The organism is Actomonas spartinae (genome assembly GCF_051209155.1).
Lineage (GTDB): Bacteria > Verrucomicrobiota > Verrucomicrobiia > Opitutales > Opitutaceae > Actomonas.
In genome coordinates this window covers 909,576-926,390 of the sequence record NZ_JBPJGB010000002.1, presented here as the reverse complement: position 1 = coordinate 926,390, position 16,815 = coordinate 909,576, and the positions used below count along the sequence as shown (strand labels likewise).

The 16,815-nt window shown below is 65.1% G+C and carries 14 protein-coding genes; 10 read left to right on the top strand and 4 right to left on the bottom strand.

What is annotated here, in order from left to right; all coding sequences use genetic code 11:
• Window positions 1-6: 6 nt before the first annotated feature.
• The 6 genes from AC0MRV_RS11445 to AC0MRV_RS11420 all read left to right on the top strand — a co-directional run bounded on the left by AC0MRV_RS11445 (window position 7) and on the right by AC0MRV_RS11420 (window position 4,853).
• On the top strand, window positions 7-1,158 hold the full coding sequence (locus tag AC0MRV_RS11445) for a glycerate kinase (protein WP_472764604.1): 1,152 nt from the start codon (window positions 7-9) through the stop codon (window positions 1,156-1,158).
• Window positions 1,159-1,247: 89 nt separating this feature from the next.
• Window positions 1,248-1,910: a DUF2062 domain-containing protein gene (locus tag AC0MRV_RS11440; protein WP_472764603.1), complete on the top strand. Its 663-nt coding sequence runs from the start codon at window positions 1,248-1,250 to the stop codon at window positions 1,908-1,910.
• Between the two features lie 10 nt (window positions 1,911-1,920).
• A complete protein-coding gene (locus tag AC0MRV_RS11435) occupies window positions 1,921-3,309 on the top strand; it encodes a DUF1343 domain-containing protein (RefSeq protein WP_472764602.1) in 1,389 nt (462 codons plus the stop codon).
• 101 nt (window positions 3,310-3,410) lie between these two features.
• On the top strand, window positions 3,411-3,776 hold the full coding sequence (locus tag AC0MRV_RS11430) for a hypothetical protein (protein ID WP_472764601.1): 366 nt from the start codon (window positions 3,411-3,413) through the stop codon (window positions 3,774-3,776).
• Window positions 3,773-4,228, top strand: a complete 456-nt coding sequence (locus tag AC0MRV_RS11425; protein ID WP_472764600.1) for a hypothetical protein — start codon at window positions 3,773-3,775, stop codon at window positions 4,226-4,228. The genes AC0MRV_RS11430 and AC0MRV_RS11425 overlap by 4 nt, the downstream gene beginning before the upstream one ends.
• A gap of 37 nt (window positions 4,229-4,265) precedes the next feature.
• Entirely contained in the window at window positions 4,266-4,853 is a 588-nt protein-coding gene (locus tag AC0MRV_RS11420) for an RNA polymerase sigma factor (RefSeq protein ID WP_472764599.1), read from the top strand.
• 44 nt (window positions 4,854-4,897) lie between these two features.
• Here AC0MRV_RS11420 and AC0MRV_RS11415 read toward each other — a convergent pair whose 3' ends face one another.
• The gene (locus tag AC0MRV_RS11415; RefSeq protein ID WP_472764598.1) at window positions 4,898-5,614 is read right to left on the bottom strand and encodes an energy transducer TonB; all 717 of its coding nucleotides are present in this window, start codon (window positions 5,612-5,614) and stop codon (window positions 4,898-4,900) included.
• Window positions 5,615-5,867: 253 nt separating this feature from the next.
• Here AC0MRV_RS11415 and AC0MRV_RS11410 point away from each other — a divergent pair, with 253 nt between their 5' ends.
• From AC0MRV_RS11410 to AC0MRV_RS11400, 3 genes are all read left to right on the top strand, one after another.
• On the top strand, window positions 5,868-6,899 hold the full coding sequence (locus tag AC0MRV_RS11410) for a sugar phosphate isomerase/epimerase family protein (protein ID WP_472764597.1): 1,032 nt from the start codon (window positions 5,868-5,870) through the stop codon (window positions 6,897-6,899).
• 169 nt (window positions 6,900-7,068) lie between these two features.
• Window positions 7,069-8,151 (top strand): Gfo/Idh/MocA family protein, encoded by a 1,083-nt coding sequence (locus tag AC0MRV_RS11405; RefSeq protein ID WP_472764596.1) that lies wholly within the window; start codon window positions 7,069-7,071, stop codon window positions 8,149-8,151.
• Between the two features lie 163 nt (window positions 8,152-8,314).
• A complete protein-coding gene (locus AC0MRV_RS11400) occupies window positions 8,315-9,484 on the top strand; it encodes a Gfo/Idh/MocA family protein (protein WP_472764595.1) in 1,170 nt (389 codons plus the stop codon).
• A gap of 61 nt (window positions 9,485-9,545) precedes the next feature.
• Here AC0MRV_RS11400 and AC0MRV_RS11395 read toward each other — a convergent pair whose 3' ends face one another.
• The 3 genes from AC0MRV_RS11395 to AC0MRV_RS11385 all read right to left on the bottom strand — a co-directional run bounded on the left by AC0MRV_RS11395 (window position 9,546) and on the right by AC0MRV_RS11385 (window position 14,029).
• A complete protein-coding gene (locus AC0MRV_RS11395; protein WP_472764594.1) occupies window positions 9,546-11,138 on the bottom strand; it encodes a DEAD/DEAH box helicase in 1,593 nt (530 codons plus the stop codon).
• An 84-nt stretch (window positions 11,139-11,222) separates the two neighbouring features.
• Window positions 11,223-12,755 (bottom strand): hypothetical protein, encoded by a 1,533-nt coding sequence (locus AC0MRV_RS11390; RefSeq protein ID WP_472764593.1) that lies wholly within the window; start codon window positions 12,753-12,755, stop codon window positions 11,223-11,225.
• The gene (locus AC0MRV_RS11385) at window positions 12,710-14,029 is read right to left on the bottom strand and encodes a S41 family peptidase (RefSeq protein WP_472764592.1); all 1,320 of its coding nucleotides are present in this window, start codon (window positions 14,027-14,029) and stop codon (window positions 12,710-12,712) included. Before AC0MRV_RS11385 ends, AC0MRV_RS11390 begins: the two co-directional genes overlap by 46 nt.
• A 187-nt stretch (window positions 14,030-14,216) precedes the next feature.
• On the opposite strand from AC0MRV_RS11385, the gene AC0MRV_RS11380 reads away from it, so the two are divergent.
• The gene (locus AC0MRV_RS11380; protein WP_472764591.1) at window positions 14,217-16,766 is read left to right on the top strand and encodes a circularly permuted type 2 ATP-grasp protein; all 2,550 of its coding nucleotides are present in this window, start codon (window positions 14,217-14,219) and stop codon (window positions 16,764-16,766) included.
• The last annotated feature ends 49 nt before the right edge of the window (window positions 16,767-16,815 follow it).

Below are 16,815 nucleotides of genomic sequence, written 5' to 3'. Positions count from 1 at the left end.
CGCCACATGCGTGTGTTGATCGCCTTCGATAAATTCAAAGACGCCCTCACCGCACCCGCGGCCTGCGCGATCGCCCACGACGTGATCGCCACCGAGCGGCCCGACTGGGTTTCCGACGCATGTCCGTTGGCCGATGGCGGAGAGGGTTTTGCCGGCATCCTGACTGCCGCCGCCCGCGGTCGCTGGGTTGAGGTCGAGGCCACCGGCCCACGCGGACAACGCGCGCCGGCGGGTTTTGGTTTGGTTGAAGTTGCCCAACTGAACGACGCGACCCGGACCCGGCTCGAGCTTGGCACCGCCCGCACCCTCGCGGTCATCGAAATGGCCAGCGCCAGCGGCCTGCAATCGCTCGCGCCCGCCGAGCGCGATCCGTGGCAGACCGACACGCGCGGCACGGGAGAGCTTATCCGCGCCGCGATCGAAGCGGGCGCCGAGGCCATCCTGCTGGGGGTCGGCGGGAGCGCGACCCACGATGTCGGCGTTGGCGCCCTCACCGCTCTCGGATGGCAGGCGTTGCGCGCGGACGGCTCGCCCATCACCCGCGTTTGTCCCGCGGGTTGGTCCGAACTTTCGCAACTCATCCCCGGCGAGCTCACGCTGCCGCCGATCCGCATCGCCTGCGATGTGTCCAATCCCCTGCTTGGCCCGCGCGGCGCCGCCACGGTTTTTGGTCCGCAAAAAGGCCTGCAAGCCGGCGACCGCGACCGCCTCGAAAGCGAAACCGCACGCGTCGCCCAACTCATCGGCCAAGCGGTAGCCCGGCCCGGCCTCGAAGCCACGTCTGGTGCCGGTGCCGCCGGCGGGATCGCTTACGGGCTGTTGACCGCCGCGCAAGCGCGCCTCGTGCCGGGTTTCGACTTGGTGGAGGACTGGCTCGATCTGAGCGGGCGCATCGCCGCGGCCGACCTCGTGATCACCGGCGAAGGCAGGTTCGATGAGAGTTCGCTGGAAGGCAAAGGTCCCGGCGCGCTCGCCCGGCGCGCCCTCTCCGCCGGCAAACAAGTTTGGGTGTTGGCGGGCGCAGTCGATGTGCCTCGACCGCCCGCCGGATGCCAATTGCGTGCCGTGTCTCCGCCAGGCTTGCCTTTGGCGGAAGCCCTGCCCGCCACGGCGGCCAACCTCGCGGTCGTGTTGCGCGCACAGCTCGACTCCGCCTGACCCCACCCCCGGGCCGCCTGTTTTCGCCCAAAACCCCTTGCGCCCATTCCGCGGCGGTGGAACGTTTCCCGCCCCTCTCCCCCGTCGCCGTGGACCACGATCACCCTGAACATCGCAAGCGCCGCTTCGCCCGCATTCGCCGGGTCAAGGCGCTGCTGCGTTACGCGCCACGACGGGCCCGGTTCCATCGTTATCCGGTGATCGGACGATTCGCCGATTTGGCCCGCAAGCGCGCCTACCTGTGGTCGTTTCGCCAGGAAGACGTGCGGCCCGCACTCTACGCCGGCGCCATCGCCGCGCTCTTGCCGACCATGGGAGTGCAAGTCCCGCTCGCCTTCGGCCTCGCCCTCTTGTTGCGCTGCAACGTGATGATCCTGGTGGGCCTGCAGTTCATCACCAATCCCGTCACGGCGGCCCCCCTCTACTACGCCACCTACCAACTCGGCCACTGGATCATCCTGAAGTCCGGCTTCGGCGTCAGCACCGAGATCGTGCCAGGCGACTCGGGCACGCCGTTGGAGCATGCCGGGCACTTCGACATTCACGGTCCGGAGGCCCTGGCCTGGACGCAGACACTCGGCACCACGCTCAACTCGCTGCTTCTCGGTGGTTTGATCGCCGGCGCGTTGCTTGGCTTCGTGTTGGACATTCTTTGGCGCAACGGCGTGGCCCAGGCGCAGGCGCACAAGGTCAAGGTCGCCGAACGCAAGCGTCGTTCCGACTCGACCCCTCCGGACGCCGCCTCAGAGTGAGCCGCGTTTCATGACCGGCCGCCCCCTCACCCGCTCCTGGCTTTCCCTCTTTCCTCTCGCTGGCTTGATCGTCGCCGGCTTTCTCGGCTGCGCCGCCGGTGGTCCGCAGCGCACGACGCCCACGGCGTCGTCGACCCGCGCCAGCCCCACGCCGCCATCCGCCGCCCACACCTTCGCGAGCACACCGCAAACGCCGACAACGCCGGCGACCGTTTTCCCGGTCATGCTCGGCATCGACGTGCTGGAAGCGAACGGCTTCGACGTCCTTCGCGGCAAACGTGTGGGTCTCCTCACCCACCCCGCCGGCCGCAATCGCCGCGGAGAAAGCACCATCGACGTGCTGCGCCGCGCGCCGCAGGTGAACCTGGTGGCACTCTTCGGCCCCGAGCACGGCATCTACGGCGACGAAAAAGCCAACGTCCCGGTCGACGACAAGATCGACCCACGCACCGGGCTTCCGGTCTACTCGCTCTACGGAAATTTCCGCACCCCCACGCCCAAGATGCTCGCCGGCCTCGATGCGCTCGTGGTCGACCTGCAGGACATCGGCACCCGCAGCTACACCTACATCAGTTGTATGCGCCTCGCGATGACCGCCTGCTTCGAACAGGGCGTGGAGTTCATCGTGCTCGACCGCCCCAATCCGCTCGGTGGCCTCAAGGTCGACGGGCCTCCGTTGGATGCGAAATGGAAGAGCTACGTCGGCGCGTTTCGCGTTCCCTACGTCCACGGCCTCACCATCGCCGAGCTCGCTCGCATGGCGAAATTCGCGCCCGGAGTGCTCGACCTCGACGACGCCACCAGAGAGGCCGGCAAACTGCAGATCGTGCCCATGCGGGGGTGGCGGCGCAACATGCGCTGGCCCGAGACCGGACTCACCTGGGTGCCCACCTCGCCGATGATCCCGGACTTCGCCGCCGTCGTGGGTTACCCCATGGTCGGACTCGGCACCTACCTGGGCGACTTCAGTCACGGCGTGGGCGTCGACTATCCGTTCCGGGGCATCGCGCACAAAGGCACGCGCATTGCCCAACTGGAGTCTTTGTTGCGTGCCCTCAACGTCCCCGGCATTGCCGTGCAACGTGTCCGCGCCACCACCCGCGAGGGCAAACCGACCGAGGGTCTCTACCTGCGTGTGGCGGATTGGAGCGCCTGGAATCCTTGCGAGATGAACTTCCACCTCATGCGCCTCGCCTGCGCCATGGAAGCGGAAAACCCCTTCGCCGCCGCCGACAGCGCCACCGCCGGCCTCTTTCTCAAGCACATGGGTTCCGAGGCCTTCTTCGAGGCGATCAAGCGCGAGGGCGCCGACATCGACCTCGATCCCTGGCTCAAGCAATGGAAACGCCAGGCCGCGATTTACCAGCAGCAGAGCCAACGCTACTGGCTGTATCGTTGACGGGGGCTCCCGGGCGGATTCTTGGCGGACTCTCGCCAAACGCGGGGTTTAGCGTTTGAACTGCGCTGCCGATCTTCCCGGTCGCCCCGCTTTCTTTCGCCATGTCCTCCTCTCCCGACCCACTCGACGAGTTGTTCAAAGCCTACCCGAAGCCGCCGCCACTCGCGGCTGACTTCAAGGCCCAAGTGCAGCAACGCATCGCCGCCCGACCCGCCGCGGCGCCGCTGGTTTGGTGGCGCCGCCTCGAACGGGTCTTCGCTCAACCCGCTTTCGCCGCAGTCTTCGTGTGCGCCTGTGTCTTGCTCGGTTTGCTCATCGCCGAGATGCGGGTCGGTGCCGAACGCAGCCGCACCCATGCCCGCGTCGTCGACAGCTACCTGCAGCTCATCAACCCGCGCATCGAACATCCCGTGGCCAGCGTGAGTCCCACCACCACCAGCCGCCCCAGCCCGGAGGACGCGTCATGAACCGCGGCTTTGTGGTCATGTTCCTCGGCCTCGCCGCCGGCCTCATTGCTTTTCGAACGTGGACCAACTGGCGCTCCGGTTGCGACGACGGCGATCTGAGTTGCCAACTTGCCTGGATGCGCGAGGACCTGCGCCTGACCGACGACCAATTCACCCGTGTCGTCGAGCTGCACGCCCGCTCCTCTTCCCGCCTGCGCGAACTCGCCCTGGAAATCGCGCGCATGGACAGCGAATTCGCCGATTTTGAGCAGACGCGCCGCTCCGAAGGCCGCGTCGATTTTCTTGAGTTCGCCCGCTTCGTTTCGGAGCGCCGCGAAATCGAGGCCGCCGCCGATCACTCCGCCCGCACGCTCATCGAAGCGACCGCCGATGTCATGTCTCCCCAACAACGCTCCCGCTATCTCGCGCTGGTTGCCCCCGCCACCTCGGCCGCGCCACCAGCCCGCCCCTGATAGCCCGAGCCCCGCCCCCCGCGTCCACCCCAACGCAATGTCCGAGGCCGAGAGCGACCCCGATCTCGCTGATTTGTCCGGCCTGCGTGCCGGCGATGCCGCTGCACTCCGGCGGGTCATGGACCGATGGGCCGCGCGCCTTCACGCCTTCGCTTGGCGCTACCTCCAGCACAGCACCGACGCCCACGAGGTCGCGATGGAAACCTTCGTGCGGCTGCACCGGGCCGGTCCAAAACTGCGCGAGGACACCCGCCTCGGCGCCTGGCTCTTCACCGCCACCGCCAACCTTTGTCGGAACCGCCTGCGCTGGCGCCGCCGCCACCCCGGCGACAGCTGGGAGGAGATGACCGAGACCGGCGAACCTGCCGGCACCAATCCCATCGGCAGCCAACCCGAATCCCCGGCCCAGGAAGCCGAGCGCAACGACCGCGCCGCCGCCTTGGTCGAGGCCGTGCAAACCCTGCCCTACCGCCTGCGCACCGTCGTGTTGCTGCACCATTTCGACGGCCTGAGTTACCACGAAATCGGGGAGATCGTCGGCTGCTCCCCCCGCGGGGTGGAAACCCGCCTCTACCGCGCCCGCCAACAACTGCGCGAAAAGCTCACCCGCCGCCTGACGGACTGAGTTTTCAGCTTTTCGGCTTTCCGACGACGCCCCGCGCCGCCCCCCTACTCCGCGACCGGACTGCCTTCGCGGAAGCGGAACGGTTGCCGCACCCGCACAATCACCGGCCGCCCATCCCGCAGGGGAGGTTCAAATCGCCAGGATCGCACCGCATTGACCGCCAGCGTTTCAAGTTCGTCGTGCTCACCGCTCGCAATCGCAGGCATGCGCACCATGCCCTTCTCGTCGATATAGAAATCTATCACGACTTCGCCCACGACGCCCTGCCGCGCCAGATCCGCGGGGAACGGCGGCGGGTCCACCTGAATCGGCACGGGAATGCGATCAAGGTCCTGTAGGGTCGCCAAGCGGAACGAGCGTTCGCGGGCGTGACCGCCCTGCAAATACAGATCGACGATGGTCTGAAAGTCCGAGTTCACGATGATGCCATCCGCCTTGAACTCGATCGGCACCTCCGCGCGCAGCGGCACCGGCTTGCCGTCCAGCCGCGCCGGCAGATAGGTCGCTTCCTCAACGATCTTCACCGCCCCGGCGGCGAAATATTCATGGGAAGCTTCCGCGACCAGGTAGTCGACCAGACGACCGGTCTCATCGACCTCGATCACCACCTTGGCGAAACCATCCATGCCGCGCATCGCAGCCTCGCGGGGATACTCCAAACGGGCGGCTTGAATGACAACCGGCTGATCCCCCTCCAATTCGGCCGCGCGCAACCCTCCCGAGAGGGCGAGCAGTAGAAGCAAAAGACGGCGCCAGGTCATAAGGAGGAAAGACGAAGGTTTGAACTACGGTAAACCCGCGTCACGTCCAATCCCTTCATCGAGCGCGGTCCCGTTGACCTTCGCCGACGCTCAACGGATCAACGCGCTCGCACCGCATTCGAGGTTGCGTGAAACACTTGCTGGATAAAGGGTTTCCGTCCCGCTTCGCGCGGACCTTTCCTTTCTTCGCAACTCACAACCCTCACCCCTCAATCCCCGGCCCGATTCGGACCGGAAATCATCGATCAACATCATGCCCAGACCCGTCACCCTGTTCACCGGCCAGTGGGCCGACCTCCCCCTCGAAAAACTCGCCCCGCTCGCCAAGTCGATGGGCTACGATGGCCTTGAGCTCGCCTGCTGGGGCGACCATTTCGACGTCGATGCCGTCAACGCGAAATACATCAAGGAGAAGTGGGAACTGCTCGCCGACCACGGCCTCGACTGCTTCGCGGTTTCCAATCACCTCGTTGGCCAGGCCATCTGCGACAACATCGACGAGCGCCACAAGGCCATCCTTTCGCCCGCCGTCTGGGGCGACGGCAAGCCCGAGGGCGTGCGCAAGCGCGCCGCCAAGCAGCTGATCAAGACCGCCAAGATGGCGCGCAAGTTCTTCGACGCCAAACCCGGGGCCAAGAAGGGCGCTCCGTTCACCGTCAACGGCTTCACCGGTTCCTCCATCTGGCACTCCATCTACGCCTTCCCGCCGACCTCCATGGAATACTGGCAGGCCGGCTTCGATGACTTCGCCAAGCGCTTCGGCCCGATCATGGACGCCTTCGACAAGGAGAACGTGAATTTCGGCCTCGAGGTGCACCCGACCGAGATCGCCTTCGACATCGCCTCCGCCCAGTCCGCCCTCAAGGCGCTCAAAAACCACAAGCGTTTCGGCTTCAACTACGACCCCTCCCACCTCGGGTATCAGGGCGTCGACTACGTGAAGTTCATCCGCGAGTTCGGCAAACGCATCTTCCACGTCCACATGAAGGACGTCTGGTGGGATCACGGCAACGGCGACGTCGGCGTCTTCGGCGGCCACACCGGCTTCGGCGACGCCCGCCGCTTCTGGGACTTCCGTTCCGTCGGCCGCGGCGACATCAACTTCGAGGAGATCATCGTCGCCCTCAACGACGTCGGCTACAATGGCCCGCTCTCCGTGGAGTGGGAGGACATCCGCATGGACCGCGTCCAAGGCGGCACCGAATCCGCCGCCTTCTGCAAACAGATCGACTTCTCCAAGAGCGCCGTCGCCTTCGACGCCGCCTTCGACAAGGAGAACCAGTAATGCTCCGCGGCAGGGCCGCGGAGAAATCCCAAATCCTAATTCCTAAATCCTAAAGGAAGACTTCACCGATCGGGTTGCGGTGCGTAGTCCCGCGCCTGCGGGACGAAGCCATCCGTGTCCATCCGTGGTTAAAAAAACCATTCCTGCCCCTCAGCCTCATCCTTCTTTCATGAGCAAAAAACTCGCCATCATCGGCGCCGGCGGCATGGCCGGCTATCACATCAACGGATTTCGCGCAGCTGGTGCGGAGGTCATCGCCATGGCCGACGTCAACAAGGCCGCCGCGGATCGCACCGCGGCCAAGTTTGGCATCGAAAAAACCTTCGGCGACATCGCCGAGATGTTCACCGCGCTGCCCGAGCTCGACGGCGTGTCGGTGATCGTGCCCAACAAGTTCCACGCCCCCTTGTCGCTCCAGGCGCTCCAGGCCGGCAAGAACGTGTTCTGCGAAAAACCACCGGCCATGAACGCCGCCGAGATGAGTGAGCTCAAGGCCGCCGCCGACGCGGCCGGCAAGACACTCATGTTCAACTTCAACAACCGCGCCCGGCCCGAGAGTTACGCCATGCGCGGCTACCTGGACGACGGTTCCATCGGCACGATCAACTCCTGCCAGGCCAAATGGATCCGCCGCGCCGGCATTCCCGGCTTCGGCGGTTGGTTCACCAACAAGGCCCTCGCCGGCGGCGGTCCGCTCATCGACCTGGTGCACATGATCGACCTCGGTCTGCACTTCATGGGCTACCCGGAACCGGCCCACATCCTCGCCCGCACTTACAACGACCACATCGACGACAAAGCCTTCAAGGGCCCGTGGGGCATTCCCGACAACGCCCAGGGCGTCAACGATGTCGAGGCCGCCGCCCACGGCTTCATTACCTTCAAGACCGGCCAATCCCTCGGCTTCCAAATCTCGTGGGCCGAGATGAACGAGCGCGAGGAGTGTTCCTGCACCTTCCAGGGCTCCAAGGCCGGCGGCATGATCCGTCGCCTCTTCGGCGTTGATGGTCTCGATGAAACTTCCGTCGACGACTGCCATCTCTACACCACCGAAAACGGCGTGCAGGTGAACCGCACCGTCAAGGTGGCCAGCGATGAGACCATGGGCCGCGAACGCTCCGCCGCCAACTTCGTAAAAACGATTTCCGGCGAGGAAGCCCCGCTCAACACTCCGGCCGAGGCCCTCTCGCTCATGAAGATCATCGACGGCGCCTACGCCTCCGCCGCCACCGGTCAACCCGTCGCCCTCTGAGTCATTTTCTTACCACAGATGGACACAGATAAACACGGAGGCAGGTCTACCTGCGCCGACTCCGCCTCGCGTTTCATCGCGTAGCGGTAGCGAAGCCATCCGTGTCCATCCGTGGTAAAAAACGCCCTGCCTCTCAGTCCCTCCTCTCCTCCTTCCCCGAACTATGAAACTAAACCGTAAACTCCGCATGGGCATGGTCGGCGGTGGCCGTGGTGCCTTCATCGGCGCTGTGCACCGCATGGCCGCCAACCTCGACGGCAAGATTGAGCTCGTCGCCGGTTGCTTCTCCTCCGACCCCAAAAAATCCAAACTCTCCGGCCAGGACTTCCACCTCGACCCGGCCCGTGTCTACGCCAGCTACGCCGAGATGGCTGCCGCGGAAGCCGCCTTGCCCGCCGACCAACGCATCGACTTCGTCTCGATCGTCACGCGCAACAACACCCACTTCGCGGTGGCGAAGACTTTTCTCGAAGCCGGCATCCACGTCGTCTGCGACAAGCCGCTCTGCTTCACCGTCAAGGAAGGCCGCGAACTCAAGAAGATCATCGAGAAGACCGGCTGCGTCTTCGCCCTCACCCACAACTACACCGGCTACCCCATGGTCAAGGAGGCCCGCGACTGGGTCGCCAGCGGCAAACTCGGCAAAATCCTGAAGATCGTCGTCGAATACCCGCAGGGTTACGCCATCACCGCGCTCGAAGAAAAGGGCGACGGCGCCATCTCCAACTGGCGCATGGATCCGTCCACCGCCGGCGTCTCCAACTGCATGGGCGACATCGGCACCCACGCCCACAACCTCGCGCGCTACATCACCGGCCTCGAGGTCGACGAGATTTGCGCCGAGCTCTCCACCTTCATCCCGGGCCGCCCTCTCGACGATGACGGCAACTGCCTCGTCCGTTTCGCCGGCGGCGCCAAGGGCATTCTCTTCGCCTCGCAGATCTCCAACGGCGACGAAAACAACCTCAACATTCGCGTCTACGGCACCAAGGGCGGCCTTGAGTGGCACCAGGAGGATCCCAACGAACTCGTCTTCAAACGCGCCGACGCCCCGCCCCAGGTTTACCGCCGGGGCAACAGCTACCTCGGCGCCGCCGCCCAAGGCGCCACCCGCACCCCCTTCGCCCACCCGGAGGGCTTCATCGAGGCATTCGCCAATGTCTACCTCGCTGCCGCCACCGCGATCGCCGACGCCGTTTCCGGCCGCAAGCCGCCGAAGAAGGGTTACGACTTCCCGACGGTCGACGATGGCATCGCCGGCATGCTCTTCATCGAAACCGTCGTGAAGAGCTCCGCCAAAGGCGCCAAGTGGACCAAGTTCCCGAAGATCTGATCGGCCAACCCCATCTTCAGAAAAACAAAAAACCGGACGCTTCGCGGCGTCCGGTTTTTTCTTAGCGCCGCAAGCGCGACTTGCGGACCGCCGGGGCGGCGGCCTGCTGCGAGTTGGGATCAAACAGCGCGGAGTAAATGTAGTCGAAGTCTTCGAGGCGCTTGCGCTCCACTTCGGCACCGATGAACCGCTCGATCGAACGCGCGTAGCGGACGTCGTCCTCGGTCACGAGGGTGAAGGCGTCGCCGCTGGTCTGGGCGCGACCGGTGCGGCCGATGCGGTGCACGTAGTCCTCCGGATTCTCCGGCACGTCGTAATTGATCACGTGCGACACGCCCGCGATGTCCAAGCCGCGGGCGGCAATGTCCGTCGCGACGAGCACTTCGAAGGTGCCCGACTTGAAACCTTGCAGGGCCTCGACGCGTTCCCGCTGACTGCGGTCGGAGTGCAGCACACCGACGGTGTGGTTCTCTTTCTTGAGCTGGCGGGCGATGCGGTCCGCGCCCATGCGGGTGCGGGTGAAAACGATCACGCTCTTGAACTCGGTGCGTTCCATGAGCTGCTGCAGCAGGCTGAACTTCTGGGAGGCAACCACTGGGTAAAAGGCATGGGACACCGTCTCGGCCGGCTTGCGCTGCATGCCGATCTTGACCTCGATCGGATCGGTCAGCGCCCAGTCCGCCAGCGAGGCGATTTCGGGCGGCAGGGTCGCGGTGAAGAACAGGGTTTGGCGCGCGCGCGGGCACTTTTCAACGATGCGGCGCACGTCGGGCAGAAAGCCCATGTCGAGCATGCGGTCGACCTCGTCGAGCACCACGATCTCGATGTCATTGAGGTGGGTGGAACCGTCCTCGAGCAAATCGAGCAAGCGGCCCGGCGTCGCCGCGCAGACATCGACACCGCGCTTCAGGTCCTCGCGCTGTTTGCCGTATCCAACACCGCCATACACGATCGTCGTGGTGAGGTCGGTGTATTTGGAATACATCTGGAAAGCTTCCTCGACCTGCAGCGCGAGTTCGCGCGTCGGTTCGAGCACCAGGCAGCGCATCTTGCCGTGGGCGCCAAGGCGCTGCAGAATCGGCAGGGCGAAGGCCGCCGTCTTGCCGGTGCCGGTCTGGGCCGAGCCGATCACATCGCGACCGGCCAGCACCTGCGGGATGGCCTGGGCCTGGATCGGGGTCGGCGAGGTGTAACCTTTTTCGGCGACCGAGTAGGCCAGCGCATCGTTGAGGCCGAGCTGGGAGAACTCCGTGTCCTGCGGCGGGATGTCGATCGGCGTGACCGGCTTGATCGGCTCGCTGCGCGGATGCTCAAAGTCATCGCGCTCCGGGCGCTGGCGCTCCCGGCCACCGCGACCACCGCGGTCGCCACGATCACCGCGGTCCCGGCCCCGACCACCGCGGCCCCGGCCACCTTCGCCACGCGGTTTGTCGCTGCGGGGGCCACGTTCTTTGCGCTCACCGCGACCACCGCGGCCTTCGCCCCGCGAACGGCGCTTCTTGTCACCACGGTCCGAGCCCTCGCCGGACGGGCGCGCAGGGCGCTCGCCGGAGGGTTTGTTAGAATTGGATTTGGGTTGGGCCTGTTTGGCCGCCGGTGCGTCGGACGCGTCGGCCTTCTTGCCGCGCAGCACCGAAAGGATCTTCTTAAACATATCGGGAAACCGCTGATCCTTCGCCATTCCCGCCCTATGGCAACAGTGGAGATGGGCGGATAAACCGCCCGACTAATAGCCGACCTACGGCACCGTTTCCTCGTCCTCCCACCGAGAGTATTCCTCAAAATAGTCGACCCCTTCCGGTCGCGGCGCGAACAGCTCATCCGGCAAGTCCACGTTGTGTTCAACCGAGAGCACCTCCGATACGGTTTCTATCGCAGGGTTGGTCGTGTGCACCCGGGTGGGTATCCATACTCCGTCAAACTCCCTAAAATCCTGCAGCGCCACTTCGACTTGAAGGACGCCTCCACCCGGCGCCACCACGCCTGAAATTACCTTGTCGATGAAACCTGTTTCAGCGTTGAAGTGAAACTCGCCGCCAGGCGCGGAGAACGAGGAAAGACGGGCAATATGGTGAACCCCATCAGTCGACTCGGCCCGTCGAAGCTCACTCACGAGCCGGAACTGGTCTCGCATTCGGGCGGCGCTGAACATGTCCGCCTCGATCATGGTTTGCTGAAGTTCCGCGCCCTCCAACAAACGGAAGCCGGTGATCTCGCTGAACTCCCAGGCCTGCTTTCCGTTGAAGCCACTCCAGGTGGTCCCGATACCTTCCACGTGTTTCACATCGAGTGAGAGGTTGGGAATCTTGCGGTAGGAAATCATTCGGACCACCACCCCACTGGAGAGCACATTCAAAGTCTGGCGGATCACGCGAGAACGCAGCGTGCGCAGCATCGTGTCGCCCCCAATCGTTTCATGATAACGGGCCAACAAGGCTTCGACCATCGTCGCATCCTCCCACTTCGATTCATCGAGGCGAAACAGCTCCTGAGGCACCTCGTCCAAGGCGGTGAACTCGTCCCGCTCGATCGCCAGTTCAAAACCGGAATCGAAACGGGTGATTTTTCGGGGCAGCGCGAAGCCGTTCAGCTCTCGCCACGCGTCGATCCGCATGGCCGACAGCGGTCGATCAAGGTCGGCGGGCCGCACGACGGTGTGCAACATCCCGTCGGCAAAATCCAAATACCACCGCTCGCTGCCGCCGCCCACGAGCTCGAGCTCCGCGACATTGCTGAAGCGCCCTTCAAACTGCTGATCCTTCAGTTTGCGCACCGAGCGATACCAGTGCTCCCAATCCAGCGCGAGCCAAGGCCCCAGCCAACGAACCCGTTCCGCCGCCTCCGTCTGCCTCATTACTCCCACGCCCAAAAAACTGTGCTCAAACCACGCCCGATCCGGAGTCACGACTTCCCGGAAATGCATTCCGTTTTGGTAGCTAAGCTCCTGCAAAAAATGTCCCGCGCGTGACGCGAGCTGCACCATCGGAATCGAGAACGCCGGCGTGGACACTTTGCCCTCCATGCGGATGGCTGGCACATCTTGGATCTTTTTCGCCCCGCCCGACTCCCACAGCCACCGTTTGAGCAACGACCGGGCAAACTCTTCGGACCGATCCTCTTCCTCATCCTCAGCTACGCCCGTCTGCGCGACAAGGCACAGCAGCGCCAAGCCGATCGCCCAGCTAACCTGCCGCCTCCATTTCCTAGCGCGGCATTGCCAAAAAATCATGGCGTCACCTCCCCAGCGTCCTGCTGTTGCGCGGCGATCCACTCCTCCGCCGCCGCCCGCACCGGATCGAGTCCGGCCTGCAAATCACGGCGCGCCGCCTCCACCACCTCGTCGGGCTCGACACCATTGCCTTCGATCGCCGCGCCGTTCGGCCTCCGCAAATCGGCGATGGCATACTGAAACAAGTCGCCGGTCGGAAGTCGCTTGAAGGACGAGGGCAGCGCCGCGCCGGCCGAGGTCTGCCCAAAAAGTCGGGCGCGACCAAGGTCTTGCAGCCCGGACGCGAGAATTTCGCTCGTCGATCCCGACCCACCGTCGATCAGCACCGCCACCGGCCCGGAAAAAGCGTCGGCCTGCGGAAACACCGGCACCGACAGGCGCCCTTGCCGGAGCTGCATTTCGCCGAGTGAGTCTGGATAGTCCAACATGAGGCCGGCGATGCCCGATGCCATCTGGGTCAGGCCTCCCGGGTTCCCCCGGAGGTCGAGCACCAGGCCTTGGTCCGCCGCGAGGTCCTTCAGAAAGCGCCGGATCTGCGCCATCAAATGCGGCGAGAACGAGTTAAATTTCAAATAGGCGGTCTGCGGCGCCGGAGCCGACTCGGCCACAATTTCCAAAGGTTGGGAGGGGAAGTTTCCCATCGGTTGGGCCCACGGGCCCTCATGGGCGACGGATTCCAGAACGACCTCCCGGGTGGCGCCATCGGGATCGCGTAGATCGAGGCGCACCGCCGTGCCCACCGGGGCCGCCAGCCACGACTCCACCCACGCACGCAGGAAGCGATCCCGCTTTTGCGGCAGCACGCCCGCCGCCTTCATCTGCTCCACCCACGGCTCCACCCCGTGACCATCGATGGCAATGATGGCGTCGCCTGGGCTTACCGATCCGGCGGCCGGCGAATCTTCCGCCACCGACTGCACGAGCACCATGCCCCCGTCCACACTCGACCGCACACCGACCGTGCCCACCCGCTCCCGCTCTTCGGGCCGGAAAACGGTCGCCTCCTGCGGGATGATGGCGAAGTGGCTTTGGTCGATCTCCAACAACAGTCGCGAGAGCACCGTGCGCAGCGCGGCCGCATCGTCCGCCGCCGCCAAGGCCTCCGCATACTTCGCCGGCATCCCCGCCCAATCGACGCCGCCAAACTCCGGATCAAAATAGCCTTCGCTCACCGTCGTCCAAACCAAGTCGAACGACTCCGCTTTGACCGCCTCCCAGTCGATGGACGCAGCCGCGACCGCGGGCGATTCATCCGGCGTGTCGGTTTCACTCGCCGCCACCCCCGAGGCAAAGCCAACACTCCCGAACATCATCATCCCGACACCGAAAAACACTCGGGTGGCCCGAACAACGGCCGGCAACACGGAGAGCTTTACCCCCTTAAGCACCGCGAAACCACGCCGCATCGCCCCCGCAGACACAAACTCTTTTTACGCGCGCCCGCGGCGTAACCACGCTTGATCCGACACCGGCCTCTGCCTTCTACTCCGCGCTTCTCTCCTCGTGTCTCCGCGCTCCCGATCGATCCCCCATCCGTCCAAGGCCCAGCTGCGGCCCTTGCGCAACCGGCTTAAATTGTCGGTGCGGGACGCCGGGCTGACCGACCTCTTCCCCACCGACCGCGACGCCGACCGCGCCTTCTGGGAATTGGAGCCCACGCCGCTCATCATTCCGCCGGAGGAGTGGACGTTGCTCGAAGCCGGCATCCGGCAACGGGCCCGACTCATCAACGCGTTCCTCGCCGATCTCTACCACGAGCAACGCGCGCTCCACGCCGAGGTTGTCCCGCCCGAAGTCACCCTGGCTGACCCCTACTTCCGCCGACCCTCACTCGGCCTCCAGCCCGAACGCCTGGCCCCGGCTACCCTCATCCGCTTCGACCTGGTGAAGACCACCGTCGGTTGGCACTTCACCGACGTCCACACCAACGCGCCGGTGGGTCTGAGTTACGCCGTGCAGAACCGGCGCTTCCTCACCCAGGAGATCGGCGACTTCTACCGCGCCCTGCCCGACTACCATTCGGTCATCAACTTTCCGCTCGAACTCGTCGATGTGTTGCGCGGCCTCGCCCCCACCAATCGTGCGCACCCGTCGATGGTGTTCCTGTCGGCCGGCCCCCGCTACCCGTTCTACTCCGAGCACTCCTTCCTCGCTCGCAAGATGGGTCTGCGCATGGCGCAGGGCGACGACCTGCTGGTCCTCGACAACCACGTGTATTTCAAAACCGTCGCCGGTCTCGAACGCGTGGATGTCATCTACCGCCGCCTCAATGACGCCTACATTGATCCGGTCGTGTTTTCGACCGACTTCGAATCGGTGGGCATTCCCGGGCTCATGCAATGCATCCGCGCCGGCAACGTTGTGGTCGCCAATGCCATCGGCTCGGGCGTGGCCGAGAACCGCGCCCTCAACGCCTACTGGCCCGCTCTCGCCCGCTTCTATTTCGGCGAGCGTCTGATCCTCCCGTCCGCGCCGACCTACATCTGCACCGACACCGACCAGATTGACGCCATCATCGAACAGGCCGACGAACTCCACCTGCGCCCCACCCACTCGCCGCGCGTCGGCCAACCCGATCGCGCGCCACTCCGCATCAAGGGCAATGTGCTGCCCCGCATGTTGCGCGAAAACCCACACGCCTGGGTCGCTCAACCCACCCTCGAGTCGGTGCCCCTGCCCAATGCCCCCAAGGCGCAGTCGCCGTTTCGTTTCAGCGCCTTCACCCTCGCCCGCGGCACCGACATCGCGGTCCTTCCCGGCGGTATCATCAACGTCGGCAAAGGTCCCTACCCGCGAGACCGCGTCGGCCCCTGTGCCGATGTCATCGTGCTCGCCGGCGATGAACAAACCGCCGGCGCGTTGGCCGATTACGAGACCAACGTCGTTGCCGGCGCCGAGTCCACCGTCCCCAGTTCCCGCGCGGCCGAATCGCTGTTCTGGCTCGGGCGCTATCTGGAACGCGCCGAGTCGACCGCGCGCATGCTGCACATCCTCGATGATGTGGCGCTCGAGGAAATCTCCGGCGCCGACCGGCGGCGCTGGCTGCCGCTCTGGCGCGGCCTGCTCGAAGCCACCGGCCACAGCGACCTCAAGATCGACGCGCGCACCAGCCCCACCGCCACCTTCACCAGCGACCTGCTCTGGCGCATGACCCTCGGCAAATCCCACCCGAGCTCGCTCATCAACAGCGTCACCACCGCCGCCAACAACGCCCGCCAACTCCGCGACTACGTGAGTCCCGAGGCGGGCAGCGTGCTCACCCGTCTCGACGCCACCCTGCGCGAACTCGCCGCGCAACCCTCCGCCGCCCGCACCAAAAAGGCCCGCGCGATGCGTTCGAGTGCAGCCAAGCAGGCGATCACCCGCGTGCTCGATGAGGTCAACGCCTGCCTCGGTTCTGCCTCGCGGACCATGTTGCACGACGCCGGCTGGCACTTTCTCCAGATCGGGCAGCAACTCGAGCGCGCCCACGTCACCGCCAGCACCCTGCGCCACGTGCTGGTCGCTGCCGCCGAGCACGCCGCGCGCGATCACGCCGCACGCGAACACGACCTCGACCGCCAACTCCTCTTCCGCGACAACCCCGAGCTCTCCGCCCTGCTGCGCATGCTCGGCTCACAGGACGCCTACCGCCGTCTCTTCCGCACGCGCAGCCAACCGGTCTTTGTCGCCAAGCTGTTCCTGCAACAGCCGCATGCCCCGCGTAGCGTATTGCACAACCTCTCCCAGATTCACGGCGCCCTGTTCCACATTCGCGGCCTGACCGGTCGGACCGAAGAATCGCCAGCGGAAGAGTTGTTGGAGTCCTTGCTCGAGGAACTCGAACAACTCGACCTCGGCCGCCATTTCTCCGGCGAAGCTCCAGACGACGACGCCACCCCCGCCAACCTGCGCCGGGTAATCGACACCACGATAAAGCGACTCCTGGCCTTCGATCAGCTCCTCAGCGACCGCTACTTCAGCCACCAGGCCCGGATCGGTGCCGACGATAATCAGATCGAGCTGGCGCTCAGCGAGGATCGTCCACGTTCACCGTCGGACACCCGGCTGTAGCCCGGTCTGGCCGTTGACCCCGCGCACCGTGCGGCCTCTGCTCTTTCCT

Bases quoted from the DNA above. Each gene is read 5' to 3' on its own strand.
- AC0MRV_RS11415 (WP_472764598.1), bottom strand. From the start codon at position 5,614: ATGACCTGGCGCCGTCTTTTGCTTCTACTGCTCGCCCTCTCGGGAGGG.
- AC0MRV_RS11430 (WP_472764601.1), top strand. From the start codon at position 3,411: ATGTCCTCCTCTCCCGACCCACTCGACGAGTTGTTCAAAGCCTACCCG.
- AC0MRV_RS11420 (WP_472764599.1), top strand. From the start codon at position 4,266: ATGTCCGAGGCCGAGAGCGACCCCGATCTCGCTGATTTGTCCGGCCTG.
- AC0MRV_RS11385 (WP_472764592.1), bottom strand. From the start codon at position 14,029: ATGATGATGTTCGGGAGTGTTGGCTTTGCCTCGGGGGTGGCGGCGAGT.
- AC0MRV_RS11405 (WP_472764596.1), top strand. From the start codon at position 7,069: ATGAGCAAAAAACTCGCCATCATCGGCGCCGGCGGCATGGCCGGCTAT.
- AC0MRV_RS11435 (WP_472764602.1), top strand. From the start codon at position 1,921: ATGACCGGCCGCCCCCTCACCCGCTCCTGGCTTTCCCTCTTTCCTCTC.
- AC0MRV_RS11410 (WP_472764597.1), top strand. From the start codon at position 5,868: ATGCCCAGACCCGTCACCCTGTTCACCGGCCAGTGGGCCGACCTCCCC.
- AC0MRV_RS11400 (WP_472764595.1), top strand. From the start codon at position 8,315: ATGAAACTAAACCGTAAACTCCGCATGGGCATGGTCGGCGGTGGCCGT.
- AC0MRV_RS11395 (WP_472764594.1), bottom strand. From the start codon at position 11,138: ATGTTTAAGAAGATCCTTTCGGTGCTGCGCGGCAAGAAGGCCGACGCG.
- AC0MRV_RS11425 (WP_472764600.1), top strand. From the start codon at position 3,773: ATGAACCGCGGCTTTGTGGTCATGTTCCTCGGCCTCGCCGCCGGCCTC.
- AC0MRV_RS11445 (WP_472764604.1), top strand. From the start codon at position 7: ATGCGTGTGTTGATCGCCTTCGATAAATTCAAAGACGCCCTCACCGCA.